This is a genomic window from Paraburkholderia sp. EB58, from assembly GCF_050436665.1.
GTDB lineage: Bacteria > Pseudomonadota > Gammaproteobacteria > Burkholderiales > Burkholderiaceae > Paraburkholderia.
The window spans coordinates 24,628-42,644 of sequence record NZ_JBNDMQ010000039.1; the positions used below are offsets into that span (position 1 = coordinate 24,628).

The window sequence follows — 18,017 nt, forward strand, 5'->3', positions numbered from 1 at the left end:
CTAGCCGTACGACGCTTCAGACGGCGCTTGCTCATTCACCGAATCGATCCAATGCTGCGGCCGTGCCTCGATCGTGCATGGCTCCCCATCCAGCCGGGCGTCCGCTATGAGGATGGTGCCCGTGATCGGATCGAGATACTGGCAAAGTACCACTCCGCCTTCTTGCTGCGCCTCGAGTCTCGGGCATCCGTTGGTCCAGGCGTCGGGTGCGACGGCGAGTGGCGCGCCGCTGTTGACCGCGTAGGCGATGCCAGCATGATGCTCGACGCCAGGGTACAGCAGACGTCCCTGACCGCGCTTGGGCGATACGATTGGCGCATGTCCGGTAAGGGGAATTGTCGCGGGATGGGCTCGCGCCAACCGCTCCTTCAGCATCCGCTTGCGGCACGCGTGTGTCGCTTCGCAATCAGGCAGGAACGCCGACTCATCCAGAACGACCCCATAGACCGATGCAGCTTCGGCGATGCTGATGCGTGACTGCCGGACATCGCGCGCCACTGCGTCGGCGTCCCGTTCGAGTGGGTCGCCAAATCCGCCGCCGCAGCCAAGGTGGAATTCGAACCACTCGTCGTCCCGCAGAGTCAGGGCATCGGCATGACCCGAGACCGCCTCGACCTGGCCGTTGGCGCGATGGAGAGTGAAGCGCGTATTGGCTCCGGGTAGTCCGCCTGCGAAGCCGGACAGTGGCAGGCGCTCGCGCATGCCGAGCATGACGCCCGTCCAAGATGCCGTTTTGTGCGGCCTGTAACTCATCTGACAGCCAGCGCCGGCGCGATATCGACCCGCACCTTCGGCACCGGCGCGCGGCCGCTTCTCGAGAACCAGTGCCGGGTAGCGCGACTCGAACGATTCGATATCGACGGATTCGATGATGGCTTTACGGGCCACCATAAAACTGAACAGGTCGTAGCCGTCGCGGTCATGTCCTGCCGATCCGCCCGCCATCGCACCTTCAATCATGAGCCAGCCGTCCTGCCCCCCGGTGGCGGTGTTGTAGGCCCATGTGTGCAGGCCCATGCACGACGGCGCGACCGGTCCGGAGAGCAGGTGCTGCCCGGGCGCTTGTGCGCCCGATATAGCAACAGCCATCATCAGGCATTGATGAGCGGCCATGCTGGCGTTGAGCGCGACGTCGAAATGGGCCGATGCAGTGGGTGCCGGAGGCGCGGAGTTCACTACCGTACCGGGTGGGCAACGGACCTCGATCGCGTCGAACATGGCTGCGGACAGAGGCAGATCGTGAGCGAACACGTCCGTGACGTCGCTCGTGACAATTGACTGAATTACGTGAGGCTTTGAGTTGAAAAAGTGCTTGCACTGTGGGGCGGCACCTTCGAAGTCGAAAACCAGCTTTTCGTCCAGTATCGTCAGGGTGCAGGGAACCCGATAGCGCTCATCGCCCCACTCGGTCCAGGTGACGAGGCGATACACACCGTTTTCCAGTAGTGAGATGCGCCGCCTGAGTTCTCGCGAGACGATGTCTCGCAATGACCGCACGCTGGCCGTGAACAGTTCCGCACCGATCGTTTGCGCAATGGCCGCGAGTTTGTCGTGCACCACCTGGCAGCCGGCCACGAGGCTTCGAATATCCATCTCGACCAGCGAGGGTACCCGCACATTGTTGCGCAGGATCGCCCATATGTCCTGTTCCTCCGCGCCCTGGCGGAAAAGCCTCACGGGAGGAAGACGGAGTGCCTCCTGGAAGCACTCGGTGGCAGCCGGCGACCAGGATCCGAAAGTCATACCGCCGACATCGATCATGTGGCCGGAGTTCGCCACCCAGGCAATCAACACGCCATCATGAAATATCGGGCGCTGGACGACCACGTCCATGTAATGAAGGCCGCCGCCGTTATGCGGATCGTTGGCAATAAACACGTCGCCGGGCGAAATGTTGGCGCCGTGCAACGCCAGCGTGCAGCGCACCGCGTGGCTGCACGCGCCGAAATGATGCGCCACCGCACCTCCGCCGGCGATGAGATCGCCCGCCGCGTTCAGCACGGAGCACGAACAGTCACGCGACTCCGAGATTGTCGGGGAGCAGGCGGTGCGCTCGATAGTCACGGCGCCTTCTTCGGCCACGGCTTGCAGCCGGCTGCGGAAAACCTCGAGTGCGATCGCGTCGAAGTCCGCGTCTGATTTCCGGTTCATCTCGGTATCTCCAGGGTAATCGTGCGGTGCTTATCGACTGTCGCGCGCACATTGGCGGGAATCCAGATTGTGGTGTCGCGGCTATCGATCAGTGCAGGTCCAGTCAGTGCCTGACCAGGTAGCAGGTCAGCACCATCGAATACCGGTACGTGGAGGTCAGATCCGTGTTTGCCGACGTACACGGTGCGGTTGCTGACAACCGAGGGCGGGCGTGACTCGCCGTCGCGAAGATCGGCTGCGAGCCCCGCGCGCACCGTGCGGCCGTACCCGATCGCTCGCAGCGCCACCAATTCGACGGGTGTGCCGCTGATCAACGCTCCCTGACCATAGCGCCTGCCATATTCAGCCTTGAAATCCTCGATGATGCGTTCCTGCTGCAGGGGGCTAAACCCATCCACGCAGGCCACATTCAGTTCCGACTGTTGCCTCATGAAACGCAGATCAGCCTCGAACATCAGGGAGCGGTCGCATTCGGCGATGCCATCGGCCGCGAGATCGGCGTGTATGTTAAAGGCCAGCTCGGACATCTTCACTTCGACCTGTTGCGCGTCGCATGGCAGGCACAGATTCATGCTGACGCTGCGTTCGCGCCGGATGTCGGCATTGGCCGCGCCAAAGGCTGACAGGACGGACGTCAGCTCCGGTATCAGCACGCGTTGTATTCCAAGCTCCTGGGCGATCAGAGCATTGAACAGGCCACCACAGCCGCCCATGCTCACGATCGCGTGTGCCGCCGGATCGAGCCCGCGCTGCGCAAACTGGGCTCTGAGTGCGCGCACCATTTCTACCTTGGCGATTTCCTGGATGCCCCATGCGGCTTGCTTCGCATCTGAACCGACTAGCTGCCCCATGCGTTCGCAAGCCGTCGAAGCAGCGGCGGGATCGAGTGCCATGTCGCCGCCAAGAAACCTTGATGGGTCGATATAACCCAACACGACCAGTGCGTCGGTCACAGTGGGCTCGATACCGCCGCGGCCGTAGCACGCTGGGCCGGGGTAGGCACCTGCCGATCGGGGTCCGACCCGTAACAATCCGAGGGCGTCTACCCATGCAAGCGAGCCGCCGCCCGCCGTGACGGACTCGATGTCCACCATCGGCATCGCGGTCCAGATGCCCATCAGTTCGCCGCGGGTTCGTCGCATCGGTTCGCCGCGACGCACGATCGCCATGTCGAACGAAGTGCCGCCCATATCGCAAGCGACCGCGTCCTCGACACCAGCGGCCCGGCACACGGCGAGTGCCCCGACCACGCCTGCAGCGGGTCCCGACTCTGCCAGCATGGCTGGCATGCTGCGGCCTTCACTGACTGTGATGGAGCCGCCACCGGAATGGACAAGTAGTGGCGGCTGCGGCAGTCCGAGCCGTGCCAGTTCGTCGACGAGTTCGTCGATCCCGCCAAGCGAACCGGAGGTGTAGGCGTTCAGCAGCGCAAACGTGGTTCGTTCGTATTCCCGCGCTACAGGGTAGAGTTCGGCCCCCGAAAGCACTGGAAGGTCGGGCAGCACCTCGCGGATGCGCGTGACGGCCGCGCTTTCATGCTCCCGGTTGACGCACGACCAGAGAAGCGACACGACCAATGCCTCAATCCCGAAACGCTCGCGCAGATGTTTTGCCGCGTCGACTGCCTGCTCGGCGTCGAGCGGCTGAAGCACGTCCCCGTCGCAGTCGATACGCTCGTCAACGCCCACAATCCAGTCGCGTTCGATCAGCGCATCCGGTGGCACCAGCCAGCCATTACGCGGCACGCGACGCACCCGTGCCAGCGGCACAAGATCCTCGAACCCGCGCGTGGTAACGAGCCCAACCTTGCGCCCGGTGCGCGACGCAATATCGTTCGTGACAGCGGTCGTACCCAGCCCGAAGCGTTCTACCCGGGACAACATCTCCTCGATGCCGAGGCCGGCGCGCTGTGCGACGAGGCGGCAGGCTTCGATGACGCCGTCGCCAAGTGCCCCTGTCGTGGAAGGTGCCTTTGCTCGCCAGACTCCCTGGCCGTCCGACAATACAATGTCGGTAAAGGTTCCGCCGACGTCCACGCCGATGCAAAGTTTCCCGGCTGCCGTTCCGCCGGCGCTACTCATGTGCGGGTTAGCGTGTAAGGCCATGGCTTCCCAGCTCCGGCAGCGCATGCTCGACGAGATGGTCAAGCGTGGGTGTTGGGATGGCGAACTCACGCGCCAGATCCTGCGCGAGGTGCATGTCCTTGCTCGACATGGCTACCATGCCCGAGCGCCCGGTTGTGTAGTGGTCTTCCTGTTCGCGGATGCGCGCCCAGTTGTTGCTCACCCAGCTTGACCCGACGCCCCCTGCATTGATTATCGACAGCCAGTCCTCCTCATCAATGCCAGCTGCCCGGGCAAGACGAAGCGCCTCGCGAACCAGCAGCACGTTGGAGATGGCCATGAAGTTGCTCAGAATCTTGGTTGTCGATCCGGTGCCCACGCCGCCGACATGGAACAGATGCTGAGACATTGCCGCGAGCGCTGGTTGCGCCAGTTCGAAGGCTGCCTTGTCTGCGCCGACGAAGAAGGTTAGTTTGCCAGCGCGGGCCGCGGTATCGCCACCACCCGTCATAGGGACGTCAAGAATTGCAACTCCGTGTTCGGCGGCCTGTTGCGCGAGCTGTCTGGTCAATCGGGGCGCGACTGTGCTGTGAATGGCTACGACGCTGCCGCGAGCGAGGCCTGCAAGCAATCCCCGGTCGTCGCCGTCAGGCAAGAAGGCCGACCGGACCTGTGCCTCGTCGAACAGCGCGACGCACACCAGGTTGGAGCGGGTTGCCAGCTCGTAGTTGCTTGATGCGACAGTCGCCCCGAGTGCGACCAGCCGTTGGACGGGCTCAGGCCTTATGTCTCGCACGGTCAGCGCAAACCCCGCTTTCACAAGGTTCGAAGCCATGCCTTCGCCCATGTTGCCAAGACCTACGAAACCTACGTTTAGTGCCATCTTCTGCCTCCGTTGGGATTGCGACGCCGATTAGCCTTGTCGCCAAGGCACCTCTAAGAAATGATGATCACTCTGTTATCGTAACTTCCGGTTCCATCGCTTTCATTGGTATATCATGCGGTAATATGCTGGTAAAAGTAAAAATTGTAGATTGTGGGAAGCACCTATATTAAACTGACGATGCATCAGTTGTTATAGAGAACTGTCGGCTGTCCGATTGGCTTGGGCAGTCAAGCGACTTTCTTTCCCTGAACCGGTAGGACTTCTTTGTCGAGGTGATCGTGGAGCAATTCGTAGTCGAGAATGCGGCGCTTGTCGCAGTGGACTTTCAGGAAGGCATCCTGCGCGTGCCGTTTGTGCCTCATTCGGCGAACGCTGTACTCGAGAATACTGTGCGCCTGGCCCAAAGTTTCCGGAAGATTGGTGCGCCGGTCGCATTCACCCGGGTGACGTGGGCCACGGATTTTGCTGATGCGCTCAAGCAGACGGTGGACCGGCCTCTGCCGATGCCACCAGGCGGATTGCCCGCAGACTGGGCCGATCTGTCAGGAGAGCTCGGCGTGGCGCCGAACGACATCGTGATTACGAAGCGCCAGTGGAATGCGTTTCATGGCACAGAACTGGACCTGCAACTACGTCGCCGTGGGATAAAGACAGTGGTACTGTCCGGAATCGCGACCAATATGGGTGTGGAGTCAACGGCACGAACGGCCTACGAGCTGGGATACCAGCTCGTGTTTGCGGAAGACGCAATCAGTAGCGTGGCTGCGGGAATGCACGAGTTCGCCGCGCAGACCATCTTTCCCATGATCGGGACTGTGCGCAGCACCGAGGAGATCATCGCCGCGTTGCGTTGACGCACCGCTGTTGTCGCCATATCGGTAACAGAACAACTGGAAGGAGACATGATGCCAACAAGCTTTGAGGGAAAGGTCGCTGTAGTGACGGGAGCCGGAGGGGGTATCGGCGAGGCGGTGGCGCATGACCTGGCGCTGAACGGCGCACGCGTGCTGGTCGTTGATGTCAATGGCGCCAACGCTGACTCGGTCGCTCACTCAATCCGTGAGCAGGGCCGCGAGGCGGTCGCAATGTGTGCAGACGTGTCGGTGCTCGAGCAGAGCCAGGCGGTGGTCGAAAGAGCCAGGGAGGTTTTCGGCGCGTTGCACTATGCAGTGAACAATGCCGGTATTAGCGGTCGGTTCGATGCGCTGGAAAGCATTGACGCCGATGAGTGGCGCAAAGTGATGGGTGTCAATCTCGACGGGGTGTTCTTCGGGATGAAATTCCAACTGCCGGCAATTGAAATGGCGGGCGGGGGTGCGATCGTGAATATCGCTTCCATCTATGCGCATCTCGGACTGCGTCGGCTGGACGCCTATACTGCGAGCAAGCACGCCGTACTCGGCTTGACCCGATCTGTCGCAATCGAATATGCGACTCGGGGCGTGCGCGTGAACGCCGTTTCACCGGGTCCCATTCTGACGCCGCTGACCCGGGGCGCGAAGGAGCAGACTGATCCCATTGCGGCGCTGACCGCCATGAAGAGAATGGGCGAGCCGGTTGAGATCGCCAAGGCTGTGTCGTTCCTGCTTTCACCAGACGCCTCGTTCATTACGGGAAGCGAAATCGTGGTTGACGGTGGCGTGCTGTTGTCCTGACAGGTTGCCACAGCATGCAGGTGGTTCTCGGGAATCCCGGCGACCGCCTGCATGCCTGCGGCGCCGGGGTCAGGCAAATGCGGTTGAACCAATGCATGACTCACGATTTTTGGTTGGATGCGGCGTCGATGATCCGCTGCGCTCGCTCCACGACAGGCCGATCGACCATTTTCCCGTCGAGCGCGATCGCTGATCCTCCAGCACGGGCCGACGCGTCAAGCACGCGCCTCGCCCAGTTGCATGCATCAGCGTCCGGAGTAAACGCCCTGTTGACCAGTGGGATTTGCCGCGGATGAATGCACAACTTGGCGCCGAAGCCAAGCCGCTGACTGCGCCGCGCATCCTTCGCTACTGCGGTACCGTCATCGATTGACGCGGTGACGCCGTCGCACGGTGGGGGAAGGCTTGCACAGCGCGAAGCGAGCACGAGCATGGACCGGAAGTGCAGCAGTTCCGCGTCGTCTCCGCCAATTCCCAGGTCGAGCTGAAAGTCAATGGTGCCGAACATAAGGCGTCTAGTGGCTGCGGCCTGTGACACTGCATGAACATTCGCCATGCCTTGCGCGGTTTCGATCAGGGCGAATATCGCCACATGATCCCCGATCTTTGCGGCGACAGCGGCCACATCGTCGACGCTCTCCGTTTTGGGAAGCATCAGGCCGACAATGCCTGGACGCTGACACAGCTCGAGATCTGATGCTGCCCACTTCGTATCAAGCGCGTTGATCCTGACAATAGTGTGACTATCGGGCGTAACAAAGTTGTCGACGGCGTCGCGTGCGGCCGATTTGTTACCCGCCGAAACGGCGTCCTCCAGATCAAGGATGACTGCATCGGCACCTGTGTCGAACGCTTTTTTGAAGCGGTCGGGCCGGTCACCGGGCACAAAAAGGTAGGAGCGCGCCCGACTGGCGTCCGTTGCTGTGGCGGGTTTCATCCGGCCGATTCCTCTTCGAGCGATGCGTTAGCCGGTGGCACTTCAGGCGATGCAAGCGGTGACTGGGTGCGCGCATAGTCGGCAAGAAGTGTCCGGTTGGTGGACACGCATACGATTGCTGAGCCGATCGCGCTTGCGAGCAGGATAAGCAGGGAATACCGAATGGATTCGTTGCCGAACCGGGGCTGCAGTCGATCGTTCAAGATACCGACCACGAGCGGCCCCAAGCCGTACCCCAACACGTTCAGAAAGAATGACACAATGGCGGCGGCCAGCGCACGCATCCGTGGTTTCGCTACGGTTTGCGTGAGCGCGTGGATTGGCGTTGCCCAGACCGACAGCAGTCCGATCGCGAGTCCATACATGGTGAATGCAAGATTGCGATTGGATGTCAGCAGAAATGCAACGCCGAACGGGATTGCCAGCACCATCCCTGCTGCGGCGATGCGCATGTGCCAGCGGAGGTCCCTTCGGGACAGCTGGTCCGCTACGATTCCCGAGCTGATGGTGCCTACCAGGAGGCCGATTGCCGATGCGGTGCCAAGCTTCGCGCCAATCTCGCTAGCTGCGACACCATGTACCCGCAGAAAAAACGTTGCTGCCCATGACTGCACGCCGTAGTTGACAATCGCGCATGCCATTGCGGAGAGCGCGAGGAGACGAAAGGCGCGAAGTCTGCTCAGCCATCTGAGCGTTTCGAGGAGTGGCAACGCGGGTTCCATCATCAAATTCGGATCGGACAGGCCCCGGGGCGGCTCCGGTACTGCGAGACGGATGAACAGCGCGAGCAGCAGACCCGGCGCGCCGACCAGCACAAACACCATACGCCATCCGAAATGTGCAATGAGTGCGCCGCCGGCGAAAAGCCCGAGACCGACGCCAATCGACGCAGAGGCGTTGTAAAAGCCAATCGCCTTGGCGCGATTGCGGCGGCTGTACAGATCAGCAATGATCGAATGTGATGGGGGGTTACAGCCCGCTTCACCAAAAGCGACACCCATGCGGGCAATCGCTAGTTCTGCAAACGATTGGGTCAGACCACACAACATGGTCATCAGGCTCCAGATGCCCGTTGACGCAGCAATAATCGTTCGGCGCGAGCCTCGATCGGACCAATAGGCGATCGGCAGTGCTGCTGTGACGTAGACCGCTGCGAACGCCATTCCGGTCAATAGCCCCATGCTGGTATCGCTGACATTGAATTCGCGCTTGATGGGTGTAAGCAGGATCGTAATCAGTTGCCGGTCTGCAAGGTTGACCGCTGCGACGATGCAAAGGAGCGTCAGGACAAATGCGCGCCTCGCACTTCCCCATTGCGAAGTCGCTCCGTCAGACGGAGACGGAGAAGCGACCACCCCTGCCAACAAGGGCTGCCCGCGTGCGGGGTCCGGTAGCACGACGGATGGGTCATGGGCGTCCATAGGTTCCTCAGAAGGATCGCGGCAAATCTAGAATGTGCTCGGCCACGTAGCTGAATATCAGGTTGGTCGAAATCGGAGCAACCTGGTATAAACGGGTTTCGCGGAATTTACGCTCGACATCGTATTCGCAGGCGAAGCCGTATCCTCCATGAGTCTGGAGGCAGACATTGGCGGCTTCCCATGAGGCTTTTGCGGCCAGATATTTGGCCATGTTGGCTTCGGCTCCGCAGGGCAGGTGCGCGTCGAAGCGCTTTGCTGCCTTGAAACGCATGAGGTCAGCACTTTCGACATCGATATACGCCTGAGCGATTGGAAACTGCACGCCCTGGTTCTGGCCGATCGGGCGGCCGAAAACAACACGTTCGTTGGCGTAGCGGGTGGCGCGTTCGACGAACCACCGGCCGTCACCAATACACTCGGCCGCAATCAGTGTGCGTTCCGCGTTGAGGCCATCGAGTATGTAACGAAATCCCTTGCCTTCCTCCCCGATCAGATTCTCTTCAGGAATTTCGAGGTTATCGAAGAAGAGTTCATTGGTTTCATGATTGACCATGTTGAGGATCGGCCGAACGGTCAGACCTTTGCCGATTGCGTCGCGGAGATCGACGATGAAGATGGACATGCCTTCGGATTTCTTTTTGACCTCTGCGAGCGGCGTCGTACGCGCAAGCAGAATCATGAGGTCGGAGTGCTGGACCCGCGAGATCCAGACCTTCTGGCCGTTGATGACGTAGCGGCCGTCGCGTCGGGTGGCGGTGGTCTTGAGCTGCGTGGTGTCCGTGCCGGTGGTGGGCTCCGTCACGGCCATCGACTGGATGCGCAGTTCGCCAGAGGCAATACGAGGTAAATAGCGTGCTTTCTGTTCAGGCGATCCATTGCGCAACAGGGTGCTCATGTTATACATCTGCCCATGCACGGCGCCCGCGTTTCCGCCGCAGCGGTTGATCTCCTCCATGATCACGGTCGCCGCGACAAGCCCAAGTCCTGACCCGCCGTACTGTTCGGGAATCATGGCCGAGAGCCACCCCGCGCCAATTAGCGCGTTAACAAACGCCTCCGGGTAGCCGCGCTGTTCGTCGATCTTGCGGAAATAGTCATCCGGAAATCCGGCGCACAGCGAGCGCACACCATCGCGAATCTCCTGAAATTCATCACTGTCGTCATGCACGGGGAGACCATCCTCTTCAAGTTAAGGGGTTATTCGACTCGCGCGATTGCATCGGTGCACAGGGCACCATGCGCGTCCCGGGTCCAGAGTCTGACTGTCTTTCCATCTGGTGCAGGTCGTCCGCACAGGTCGAATGCCATTCCTTCAAAGAGCGGGTTCACGGCGCGAAAAGCCAGATGGGTGACTCTTCTTTCAGGCAACTCGCGCTGCAGCTGGTCCAGAAGAAGCGTGATCGAGAGTGGTCCGTGAACCACCAGAGCGGGGTACTGTTCAGTCTTGCGCGCATAGTCGACGTCGTAGTGGATCCGATGGCTGTTGAAGGTCAGGGCCGAGTATCGGAACAGCAGCACCGGATCCGGAATCACGGTGCGTGACCAACTTTCGTCGCAAGGAGCGGCTTTTGGGGGCACCGGTAGATCCTCGGGCGCCGGCTGATGCCGGTACACCAGTTCCTGGCTTTCCGCTATTGCTTCACGCCCCTGACTGTCGGTGTGGGACGTGCGCAGTGTCACGAAGACAAGCGGACCGCTGCGACCGTCCTTGAGGTTGACCGCAGATACCTCAGTACGACGCATGACCGTATCGCCGATTGCCAGTGCGTACCTGAAATCGATCGTGCTTGCTGCCCACATGCGGCGCGGAAGCGGCACGGGGGGTAGCAGGCCACCCCGGACCGGATGGCCGTCAGTGTCAATCTGTGACTGCGGGCAGACCGGGAGGAAATATAACCATTGAAACAGTGGAGGCAGCGGGTCGCCTGCCCCGGTCGATACGTCGGGGCGGTCGAGGGTTGCGGCGAGCAGCGTTGCAGGCACGGGGGCGATCACCTCGCTGCGGGTTTCGTGTCGGCCCACCCAGGTTCGCAGGTGTTCGATGTCGATCGTCGTCACGGCTGCGCATCTCCATGGTTTTCTGATACCCGCCTGACGAAAGCGTCGATTTCGGCGTCGAAAACGTCGTTTTGATCACCAGCGACCATGTGAGCGGCATCCTGAACGTTGACCCACTGTGCGTGAGGGATCAACTGGAGCAATCGCGTCGCGCCGGCTGTATCGACGACCTCGCTGCGGGCGCCGCTAACGAGCAGTGTGGGGACAGAAATCGAGGTCGCGGCCGACTCCATTTTTGCCAACATGCCTTCTTCACTCCGCTGCCTGGACCCAGCGTGGAATGCGGGATCCCAATGCCAATACCATCTGCCGTTTTCGCCACGCCGAAGGTTCTTTGCGAGACTCGCACTCGAAGCCGGCCGCGGACGGTCAGGCAGATAACGCGCGACTGCATCGGCCGCTTCGTCGATATCTGCAAATCCTGCTTCGCCTGCGCTCATGAATCCGCGAATGCGCTCAAGTCCCGACGTCCGCATGTTCGGCACCACATCAACCAGCACCAGTCCACGAATGAGATCCGAAGGATGCCTTGCGACGGCGAGTAACGAGGCGATTCCGCCGATCGATGCACCGATCAGAACGAGTGGCCCGTGTTGCGTCGCGAGCACGGCCAGGAGGTCATCTACGAATGCTTCGATCGAGTAGTCTCCGTCGGCAGCCCACGCGCTCTCGCCGTGTCCTCGCAGGTCGAGTGAGATGACGCGATGTCCCTGGGAAACCAGATGTTTTGCCAGGCGTCGCCATGCGTGGCGCGTCTGGCCGCCACCGGGCGAAAGGACGATGCAAAGTCCGCTTGCGTTCCCGCCGACGTCTGCTGCCAGAGGCAAGCCCGCTCTTCCTGCAAACCGATGAAAGCCGATCGTCATTTCGCGGCTCATGGGCACGCTCTGTTCTTTCGCGTCCGTGGATTCAGTGTCGGTCCGCATGGGGTCACCAGACGAGTGGCAATGACTCCATGCTGAATACGCCACCGCCATGGGTGACGATCTCTGCGCCGGGCTTGATGTGGAACGGGGGCACCTGCGTCAGCCATTCTTCCATGCCGGTGATGATTTCGCGCCGCGCAAGATGGGAACCGATGCAACGATGCGATCCATACGAAAAGGCGTTATGCGGATTGGGGCTGCGCGTGAGAAGGACTTTATTGGGGTCCTCGAACTCCCGCGGATCTCGCGATGCAAGTATGGTCGAACACGTTACGTTGTCCCCCTTCTTGATCAATACTCCGCCCAGTTCGACATCGCGCGTTGCATAACGATTGGTGTTGACAACGGCGTAGGCGCGAAAGAGCTCTTCTACGGCAGTGGGGATCAGTGTGAAATCATGGCGCAGACTATCCTGGTCGGCAGGATTTTCGGCAAGATGCCGAAAATGAAACGCGAAGCTGCTCGTGACTGTGTCGAGCCCGGCGATAAAGAGCAGGACGCACATACCGGTGACCTCTGCGTCACTCAAGGGCCGGCCGTCGACCTTGGCGGTCACGGCAAAGCTAATGAGATCATCCGTGGGGGACTTGCGACGGGCTTCGACGAGTTCCTGCAGATAGGCCGCGACCTGCTGCATGGCACCGGCGCGCGTGAATTTGTCCCTCATGATCAGCGCTTCCCACTCAAGGAATCGCGTCATGTTGTCGGCCGGAAGACCCATGATGTCAAGGAAGATCCCGACAGGAAAGGGTTTGGCGAAGTCTTCCACGAAATCGCAGGCGCCCTTTGCGCCGCATGCCGCAACGAGCGATTTTGCCCTGCTGCGAACCTTCTCCTCTAATGCCTTCATTCGTGCTGGGGAAAAGATCGGGTTCATGATGGCCCGAAATTTCGGATGCTCGGGAGGATCCATTTCGAGAGGTATCAGTCTCAGCGACGAGTTCGAGCGGGAAACCGCGCTCGAGAAGGTGGCCGCATCCTGAAGCACCGCGCGGATATCTTCTGCCCGGGTAGGCACCCAGGTTCCTGGACCCGGAATCGCGTTGTGATGCGTGGGTGAATAGAAAATCCGGGGGCCGTTGTGCAACTCGGCTACGGTCGAGTGCGGGTAATTCCCAAGTCCCGTGCGGAAATCGAACGCGTGCACAAGCTCGGACGGAACATGATCCGGTATCTCCTGCAGGTGCGATTTCGTGTCTCCAGATGCCGGCGACGCGTGCATTGCTGATCCTCCAGTGTCTCAAGGTGTAGTTGTTCGTGGCGGACAATCCTGTCGCCAAGTCGTGCTGGGATTCTCCCAAATAGATGACGTATCGTCAACTAAATAAATCTGAAGCAGTCTTGAATTGATGGCTTTACTGGACTAATCGTGAGCTGGACGACGTACATGGGTATCGGGTAGTATCCAAGAAAATGACGAATAGACAGTTTTCAATCGCTGGGTCAGCGTATCCCGGAGCGGGGAGCGCGGGCGTGACTACGAAGTCTTACTTTAGAAGATGAGCCAGAATGGACGTGATCGCAAGCAGGTTAGGGAAGTGGATCGTCGAACTGAAGTACGAGGATCTGTCGCCGGAAGTCGTCAGACTGGCGAAGCAATGCATTCTGGACCATCTCGGCGTTCAGATCAGGGGCGCCACCCTGCCTCAGGTGCAGCCCGTACGGCGATTGGTAGAAGCGATGGGGGGTACCGCTGAGGCGACGGTTGGATTTTACGGCTGGAAAACATCAGCGGCTTACGCCGCGTATGTGAACGGTACATTCGGTCATAGCTGCGAGTTCGACGATAGCCATTTCCACTGTGGTCATCCAGGTGTGTGCGTGATTCCTGCGGCACTGGCGCTTGCGGAACGGGTGCGCGCGAGTGGGCGCGAACTGATTACCGCCGTTGTCGCGGGCTATCAGGCGCAGGCCGCCTCGATCGGGCCGATCCACGGCAGCACCCTTGTGCTAGGGTGGCACGGAACGAAGGTCGGCGGCGTCTTCGGGGCGGCAGGCGCGGCGGCCAGTTTGCTCAGGCTAGACATCGAGCAGACAGCGCATGCGCTGAGCATTGCTGCAAGCGACGCCTCCGGAACGATGGAGTATGACCAGAGCGGCGGAGAGGTCAAACGGCTGCATGCAGGATCAGCATCTCGCAGTGGCGTACAGGCTGCACTGCTTGCGCAATACGGCATGACGGGACCAGCGACGGTCTTCGAAGGCAAGCGAGGCATTTATCGGCTGTTTGGCGATGGTAGTCCACCCGACATCGAGCGCTTCTGGACTGGGCACTTTCACATTCTGGATACGATGTTCAAGCTTTATCCGGCTGTCGGCACGGCGCATGCGGCCCTTAACGCCCTCACTCAAATCATGGTGACTGGGGAGTTCATAGCATCCGACGTGACAGCGATCAATGTGGGCCTGGCCGATTGGGCGATTCCGCATGGCGCGGCTATTACGCGACCGACAGATTGCATCAGTGCACAGTTCAGTCTGGCGTTCAGCCTCGCGCTGCGTCTTGTCAAGCGAAGCAATGATCTGCAGTTGTACCTGGATCCGGGCATGTGGGGAGATGCGGAACTGCTTGGCCAGGCGGAGAAAGTTCATCCCTATCCCATGGCGATAGAAAACGGGGCGCATCCACTCGGGGCGAAGGTGGAGGTCGTTCTTCGCGATGGCAGGCAATATAGCTACTACCAGAGAGCGCCTCGTGGGCTGCCGGAATGTCCTGCATCAGATGCAGAGTTAAAGCGCAAATTCTATGACCTGACCGAAGGACTCCTTCCACCGGAACAAATCGAACAGATAGTGGAGAAGGTCGACGCCCTGGAGGCGCTGAAAGATGTCTCCGAGCTTGTCGTTTCGCTGCACCAAAGAATTCATTGCATTGGCAGTCATGTTATTTCATCAAAAAAATAGGAGTGTCATATGCGACAGGCTCTTTCCATGGTCATGCTTGCGGTCGATGATCTCGCTAGAACGCGGCTCTTCTACGAGCAGGGGCTCAAATGGGAGCCTTGGGGAAGTGGCCAGAGCCGCACCTCGGTAAAATATCTTGCTGGTGACGTTCTAGTGACGATGATTGATCGACACTACGTTGCCGAGGAGGGGGGGCTTGCAGAAGGTTCAGGGTTGTTCGGCATCGTCTGCGTAGTGAATGTCGCTTCGCAGGGCGAGGTAGATGGCGCGCTAAAGGAGGTCACGGCAGCCGGTGGAATGGTAACCAATCCAGCACGGTTTCGCGATGGTGGCTTGTACAGCTTCTATTTCACCGATCCCGACCGCAATCCTTGGGAGGTGGTCTGGAATCCAAAGGCGCCGGCAGAGAGCGTCTTACAAGCAATGTAGCAAGACGCAGCATTCTTAATACCGGGTCAGCAGCAGGCAACCGGCCAGAGGGCCCCCTCCGGCCGCAGCGAGTCCCACCTCAGGGTTGCCGGCAACCTGTCTGTCTCCGCCTTCTCCCCAGAGCTGAATACAGGTCTCCCACAGCAGGCCGAAGCCGTGCAGCCGGCCAGCGGAAAGTTGGCCTCCGCCGGTGTTAAGCGGCAGTTCGCCGTCGCGCGCAATGCGCAGGGCGCCTTCGACATAAGCACCGCTTTCTCCCTTGCCGCAGAATCCGAGTGCCTCAAGCCAGATCAGCGTCAGAATGCTGAACCCATCGTACAGATTGGCGACCTGCACGTCCGCTGGTTTGAGGGCGGTACGTGTCCATAATTGTCGGCCGGCGTCATTCGCTGCCATGGACGTCAGATCCCCGAACTGGTCCCAGGAGTTGCGTCCATAAAAAGCGCCACTCATCGCCTCGATCTGCAGTGGCGGTTTGCGCAATGTCCGGGCCGCATCGAGCCTTGAAACAATGACGACCGTTGCACCGTCGATCGGTGCATCGCAGTCGTAAAGGCAGAGCGGTTCGGTGATCATTCTCGCGGCCAGATAGTCTTCGAGACTCATTGGGTCCCGGTAGAGCGCCCGCGGATTGAGCATTGCGTTGCGGCGACCATTGACGGCAATGGCGCCGAGTTGCTCTCGCGTCGTGCCGTACTCGTGCATGTGACGCATGGCAACAAGAGCGAGTGGATGTGCTGCAGAGAGGCCATTGAAAGGCCGGATCCATGACATCAGGCCGTCGACGCGGGCAGCTGGCGCGACGTCGGGTGTTTTCCGGCCACGCGCCTTGACCTGCTCGGAGTACTGGTTAAGTGTCCGGAAGCAGATAACGTGACGGGCCTGGCCAGTGGCGACGGCCATGGCAGCATTCATGACCGCGCTGAGCTGGCCCGGCGCTTCGGGAGAGGCTGCAAACCAGTTCAACTTGAGGTCCAGCGATTCCTTGACTTCGCGCAGCGTCACCGGCGACATTCCGGGCGTCGACGATATGCCTGGCCAGGAGCTGAGACCGTCAATATCGTCATAGTCGAGGCCTGCGTCGCCTAAGGCCTCTTCTATGGCATCGAGCGTCAGTTCAAGCGCGCTGCGGCCTGTTTGTCGTCCTGCCAGCATCAGTCCGACCCCGCTGATCGCCGCCTGGCGTTCGAGAATTTCCATGTTGACTAGGTAGTGGTGGGATCAGTGGGGGCCAGCGCGCTCGCCACCATAAAAGCAGCCGAAGCGATCAGCTTCGGCCGCGAATGATGGCGCCTCAGAGGCAGCCTCGAGATCGCGCTAATCCGTTCCATGAGTGCAAGCACCGCCGAGGCGCCAGAGGATGGATCCAGCCCGTTGTCGGCCGCGGCAATGCGTGCAGTCAGCAACTCATGAATGCGGGCGACCGCATTATGCCGGGCGTCCTCGAAACGACGGTCTCCCTCGTCGGCTGCAAGATTGCGCACGCGCAGGATTGCATGATGCTGCCGGGTGAAGTTGACGTATGAATTGACCAGCGAATACGCATTGGCCTTCGCATCACTCGCCGTCCACTCCTTGCCGAGAAGGGCTTCAATTTCTGGCGTGATCTGAAAGATCGTTTCAGCCACCGCCAATGCGGCTGCGGCGACATCGGAAAAATAGATGTAGAAGCCTGACGATGATGTCCCGGCAAGCGCAGTGATGTCCGCTACGCTCACGTCGCGAAGCGAGCGCTTTTCCAGAAGTTCGACGGTAGCCTTGAGCAGCCGTTCGCGGGTTTCGGCCCCCTTGCGCCCTATGGACTGCCCATAAAGGTTTCGCGGCCGCGCCGCTTTCCTGCCTTCCGTCCCGTTTGCCGTTGGGTCGGTTGACTGACCAAGATCGGTTGTTTTCATGTCGCTGTGCCCTGATGTTGCGCATTGTCTAACCACTACGGTGAATTACTGAATCCGTGTCAGTTGTGATTATATGCGTTCCGACCGGTCACGACATATCGTGACCGCCTGACGTTTCATCGCCTTCCAGCGCGAGGGCACGTTCGGGGCAGGCGCGTATACCGCGCCTCGCCAATGCTTCCATGCCGGGCGGAACGGTTTTGGCGTCAAACGCGATATACCCGCTTTCATCGAGTTCGAAGAGTTCTTCAGAAACGGCGGCGCAGCGCGCGTGTCCAGCACACTTGGCGCGGTCGGCGATAATTTTCATTGGATGTCTCCATCAGTTTTCGCCATGTCTGATCAAGGCGACGTGATCAGAACTGCGACTTCGGCAAGCGTACGACCATGCCATCGAGTTCCGGGGTTATCTTGATCTGGCAGCTAAGCCGGCTGCCGACAGTGACTTCGAGCAAACCGTCAACCAGAGACTTCTCGTCTTCCTGAGCCTGCGGCAGATGTCCAATCCATGCCTCATCAATGAAGCAGTGGCAGGTTCCGCAACTGCAACTTCCGCCGCAATCGGCAACGATTCCTGGCACACAATGGTCGACTGCGGCCTGCATCAGTGAACGGCCGACTTCTTCGTCAACGACATGCTCCTTGCCGTTGTATTCGATAAATTTGATGGTGGGCATGGCGTAAATAAAATG

At 60.1% G+C, this 18,017-nt stretch carries 17 protein-coding genes; 4 read left to right on the top strand and 13 right to left on the bottom strand.

The features are described from left to right. Genes P3T40_RS37055 through P3T40_RS37065 form a run of 3 tightly spaced genes read right to left on the bottom strand, consistent with a single transcriptional unit; the run spans position 1 to position 5,097 of the window. Positions 1-2,151 (bottom strand): hydantoinase B/oxoprolinase family protein, encoded by a 2,151-nt coding sequence (locus P3T40_RS37055; RefSeq protein ID WP_429272661.1) that lies wholly within the window; start codon positions 2,149-2,151, stop codon positions 1-3. After that, complete coding sequence (locus P3T40_RS37060) at positions 2,148-4,256, bottom strand: hydantoinase/oxoprolinase family protein (RefSeq protein WP_429272662.1); 2,109 nt, start codon at positions 4,254-4,256, stop codon at positions 2,148-2,150. Before P3T40_RS37060 ends, P3T40_RS37055 begins: the two co-directional genes overlap by 4 nt. Continuing rightward, positions 4,240-5,097, bottom strand: a complete 858-nt coding sequence (locus P3T40_RS37065) for an NAD(P)-dependent oxidoreductase (RefSeq protein WP_429272663.1) — start codon at positions 5,095-5,097, stop codon at positions 4,240-4,242. The genes P3T40_RS37060 and P3T40_RS37065 overlap by 17 nt, the downstream gene beginning before the upstream one ends. A gap of 281 nt (positions 5,098-5,378) precedes the next feature. On the opposite strand from P3T40_RS37065, the gene P3T40_RS37070 reads away from it, so the two are divergent. Then, positions 5,379-5,954, top strand: coding sequence for a hydrolase (locus P3T40_RS37070; RefSeq protein WP_429272664.1), 576 nt, complete (start codon positions 5,379-5,381; stop codon positions 5,952-5,954). 51 nt (positions 5,955-6,005) lie between these two features. Further along, the gene (locus tag P3T40_RS37075) at positions 6,006-6,755 is read left to right on the top strand and encodes an SDR family NAD(P)-dependent oxidoreductase (RefSeq protein WP_429272665.1); all 750 of its coding nucleotides are present in this window, start codon (positions 6,006-6,008) and stop codon (positions 6,753-6,755) included. A 100-nt stretch (positions 6,756-6,855) separates the two neighbouring features. Here the strand turns inward: P3T40_RS37075 and P3T40_RS37080 are convergent, their stop codons facing one another. Genes P3T40_RS37080 through P3T40_RS37105 form a run of 6 tightly spaced genes read right to left on the bottom strand, consistent with a single transcriptional unit; the run spans position 6,856 to position 13,319 of the window. Next, positions 6,856-7,692, bottom strand: a complete 837-nt coding sequence (locus tag P3T40_RS37080; RefSeq protein ID WP_429272666.1) for an HpcH/HpaI aldolase/citrate lyase family protein — start codon at positions 7,690-7,692, stop codon at positions 6,856-6,858. Continuing rightward, complete coding sequence (locus P3T40_RS37085) at positions 7,689-9,113, bottom strand: spinster family MFS transporter (protein WP_429272667.1); 1,425 nt, start codon at positions 9,111-9,113, stop codon at positions 7,689-7,691. The genes P3T40_RS37080 and P3T40_RS37085 overlap by 4 nt, the downstream gene beginning before the upstream one ends. 7 nt (positions 9,114-9,120) lie before the next feature. Then, complete coding sequence (locus P3T40_RS37090) at positions 9,121-10,281, bottom strand: acyl-CoA dehydrogenase family protein (protein WP_429272668.1); 1,161 nt, start codon at positions 10,279-10,281, stop codon at positions 9,121-9,123. 29 nt (positions 10,282-10,310) lie between these two features. Further along, entirely contained in the window at positions 10,311-11,171 is an 861-nt protein-coding gene (locus tag P3T40_RS37095) for an FAS1-like dehydratase domain-containing protein (RefSeq protein ID WP_429272669.1), read from the bottom strand. Continuing rightward, complete coding sequence (locus P3T40_RS37100; protein ID WP_429272670.1) at positions 11,168-12,097, bottom strand: alpha/beta fold hydrolase; 930 nt, start codon at positions 12,095-12,097, stop codon at positions 11,168-11,170. The genes P3T40_RS37095 and P3T40_RS37100 overlap by 4 nt, the downstream gene beginning before the upstream one ends. Before the next feature lie 4 nt (positions 12,098-12,101). Beyond that, complete coding sequence (locus tag P3T40_RS37105; protein ID WP_429272671.1) at positions 12,102-13,319, bottom strand: cytochrome P450; 1,218 nt, start codon at positions 13,317-13,319, stop codon at positions 12,102-12,104. 287 nt (positions 13,320-13,606) lie between these two features. On the opposite strand from P3T40_RS37105, the gene P3T40_RS37110 reads away from it, so the two are divergent. Further along, the gene (locus tag P3T40_RS37110; protein WP_429272672.1) at positions 13,607-15,001 is read left to right on the top strand and encodes an MmgE/PrpD family protein; all 1,395 of its coding nucleotides are present in this window, start codon (positions 13,607-13,609) and stop codon (positions 14,999-15,001) included. Between the two features lie 9 nt (positions 15,002-15,010). Next, a complete protein-coding gene (locus tag P3T40_RS37115) occupies positions 15,011-15,430 on the top strand; it encodes a VOC family protein (RefSeq protein ID WP_429272673.1) in 420 nt (139 codons plus the stop codon). Positions 15,431-15,445: 15 nt separating this feature from the next. On the opposite strand, the gene P3T40_RS37120 is transcribed toward P3T40_RS37115, so the two are convergent. From P3T40_RS37120 to P3T40_RS37135, 4 genes are all read right to left on the bottom strand, one after another. Next, positions 15,446-16,444 (bottom strand): thiolase family protein, encoded by a 999-nt coding sequence (locus tag P3T40_RS37120; RefSeq protein WP_429272674.1) that lies wholly within the window; start codon positions 16,442-16,444, stop codon positions 15,446-15,448. 191 nt (positions 16,445-16,635) lie between these two features. Continuing rightward, the gene (locus P3T40_RS37125; protein ID WP_429272675.1) at positions 16,636-17,325 is read right to left on the bottom strand and encodes a TetR family transcriptional regulator; all 690 of its coding nucleotides are present in this window, start codon (positions 17,323-17,325) and stop codon (positions 16,636-16,638) included. A gap of 88 nt (positions 17,326-17,413) precedes the next feature. Next, positions 17,414-17,635 carry a ferredoxin gene (locus tag P3T40_RS37130; protein WP_429272676.1) on the bottom strand — a complete coding sequence of 74 codons (222 nt, stop codon included), beginning with the start codon at positions 17,633-17,635 and terminating at the stop codon, positions 17,414-17,416. Between the two features lie 46 nt (positions 17,636-17,681). Continuing rightward, positions 17,682-18,002: a 2Fe-2S iron-sulfur cluster-binding protein gene (locus tag P3T40_RS37135; RefSeq protein WP_429272677.1), complete on the bottom strand. Its 321-nt coding sequence runs from the start codon at positions 18,000-18,002 to the stop codon at positions 17,682-17,684. Positions 18,003-18,017 lie beyond the last annotated feature (15 nt).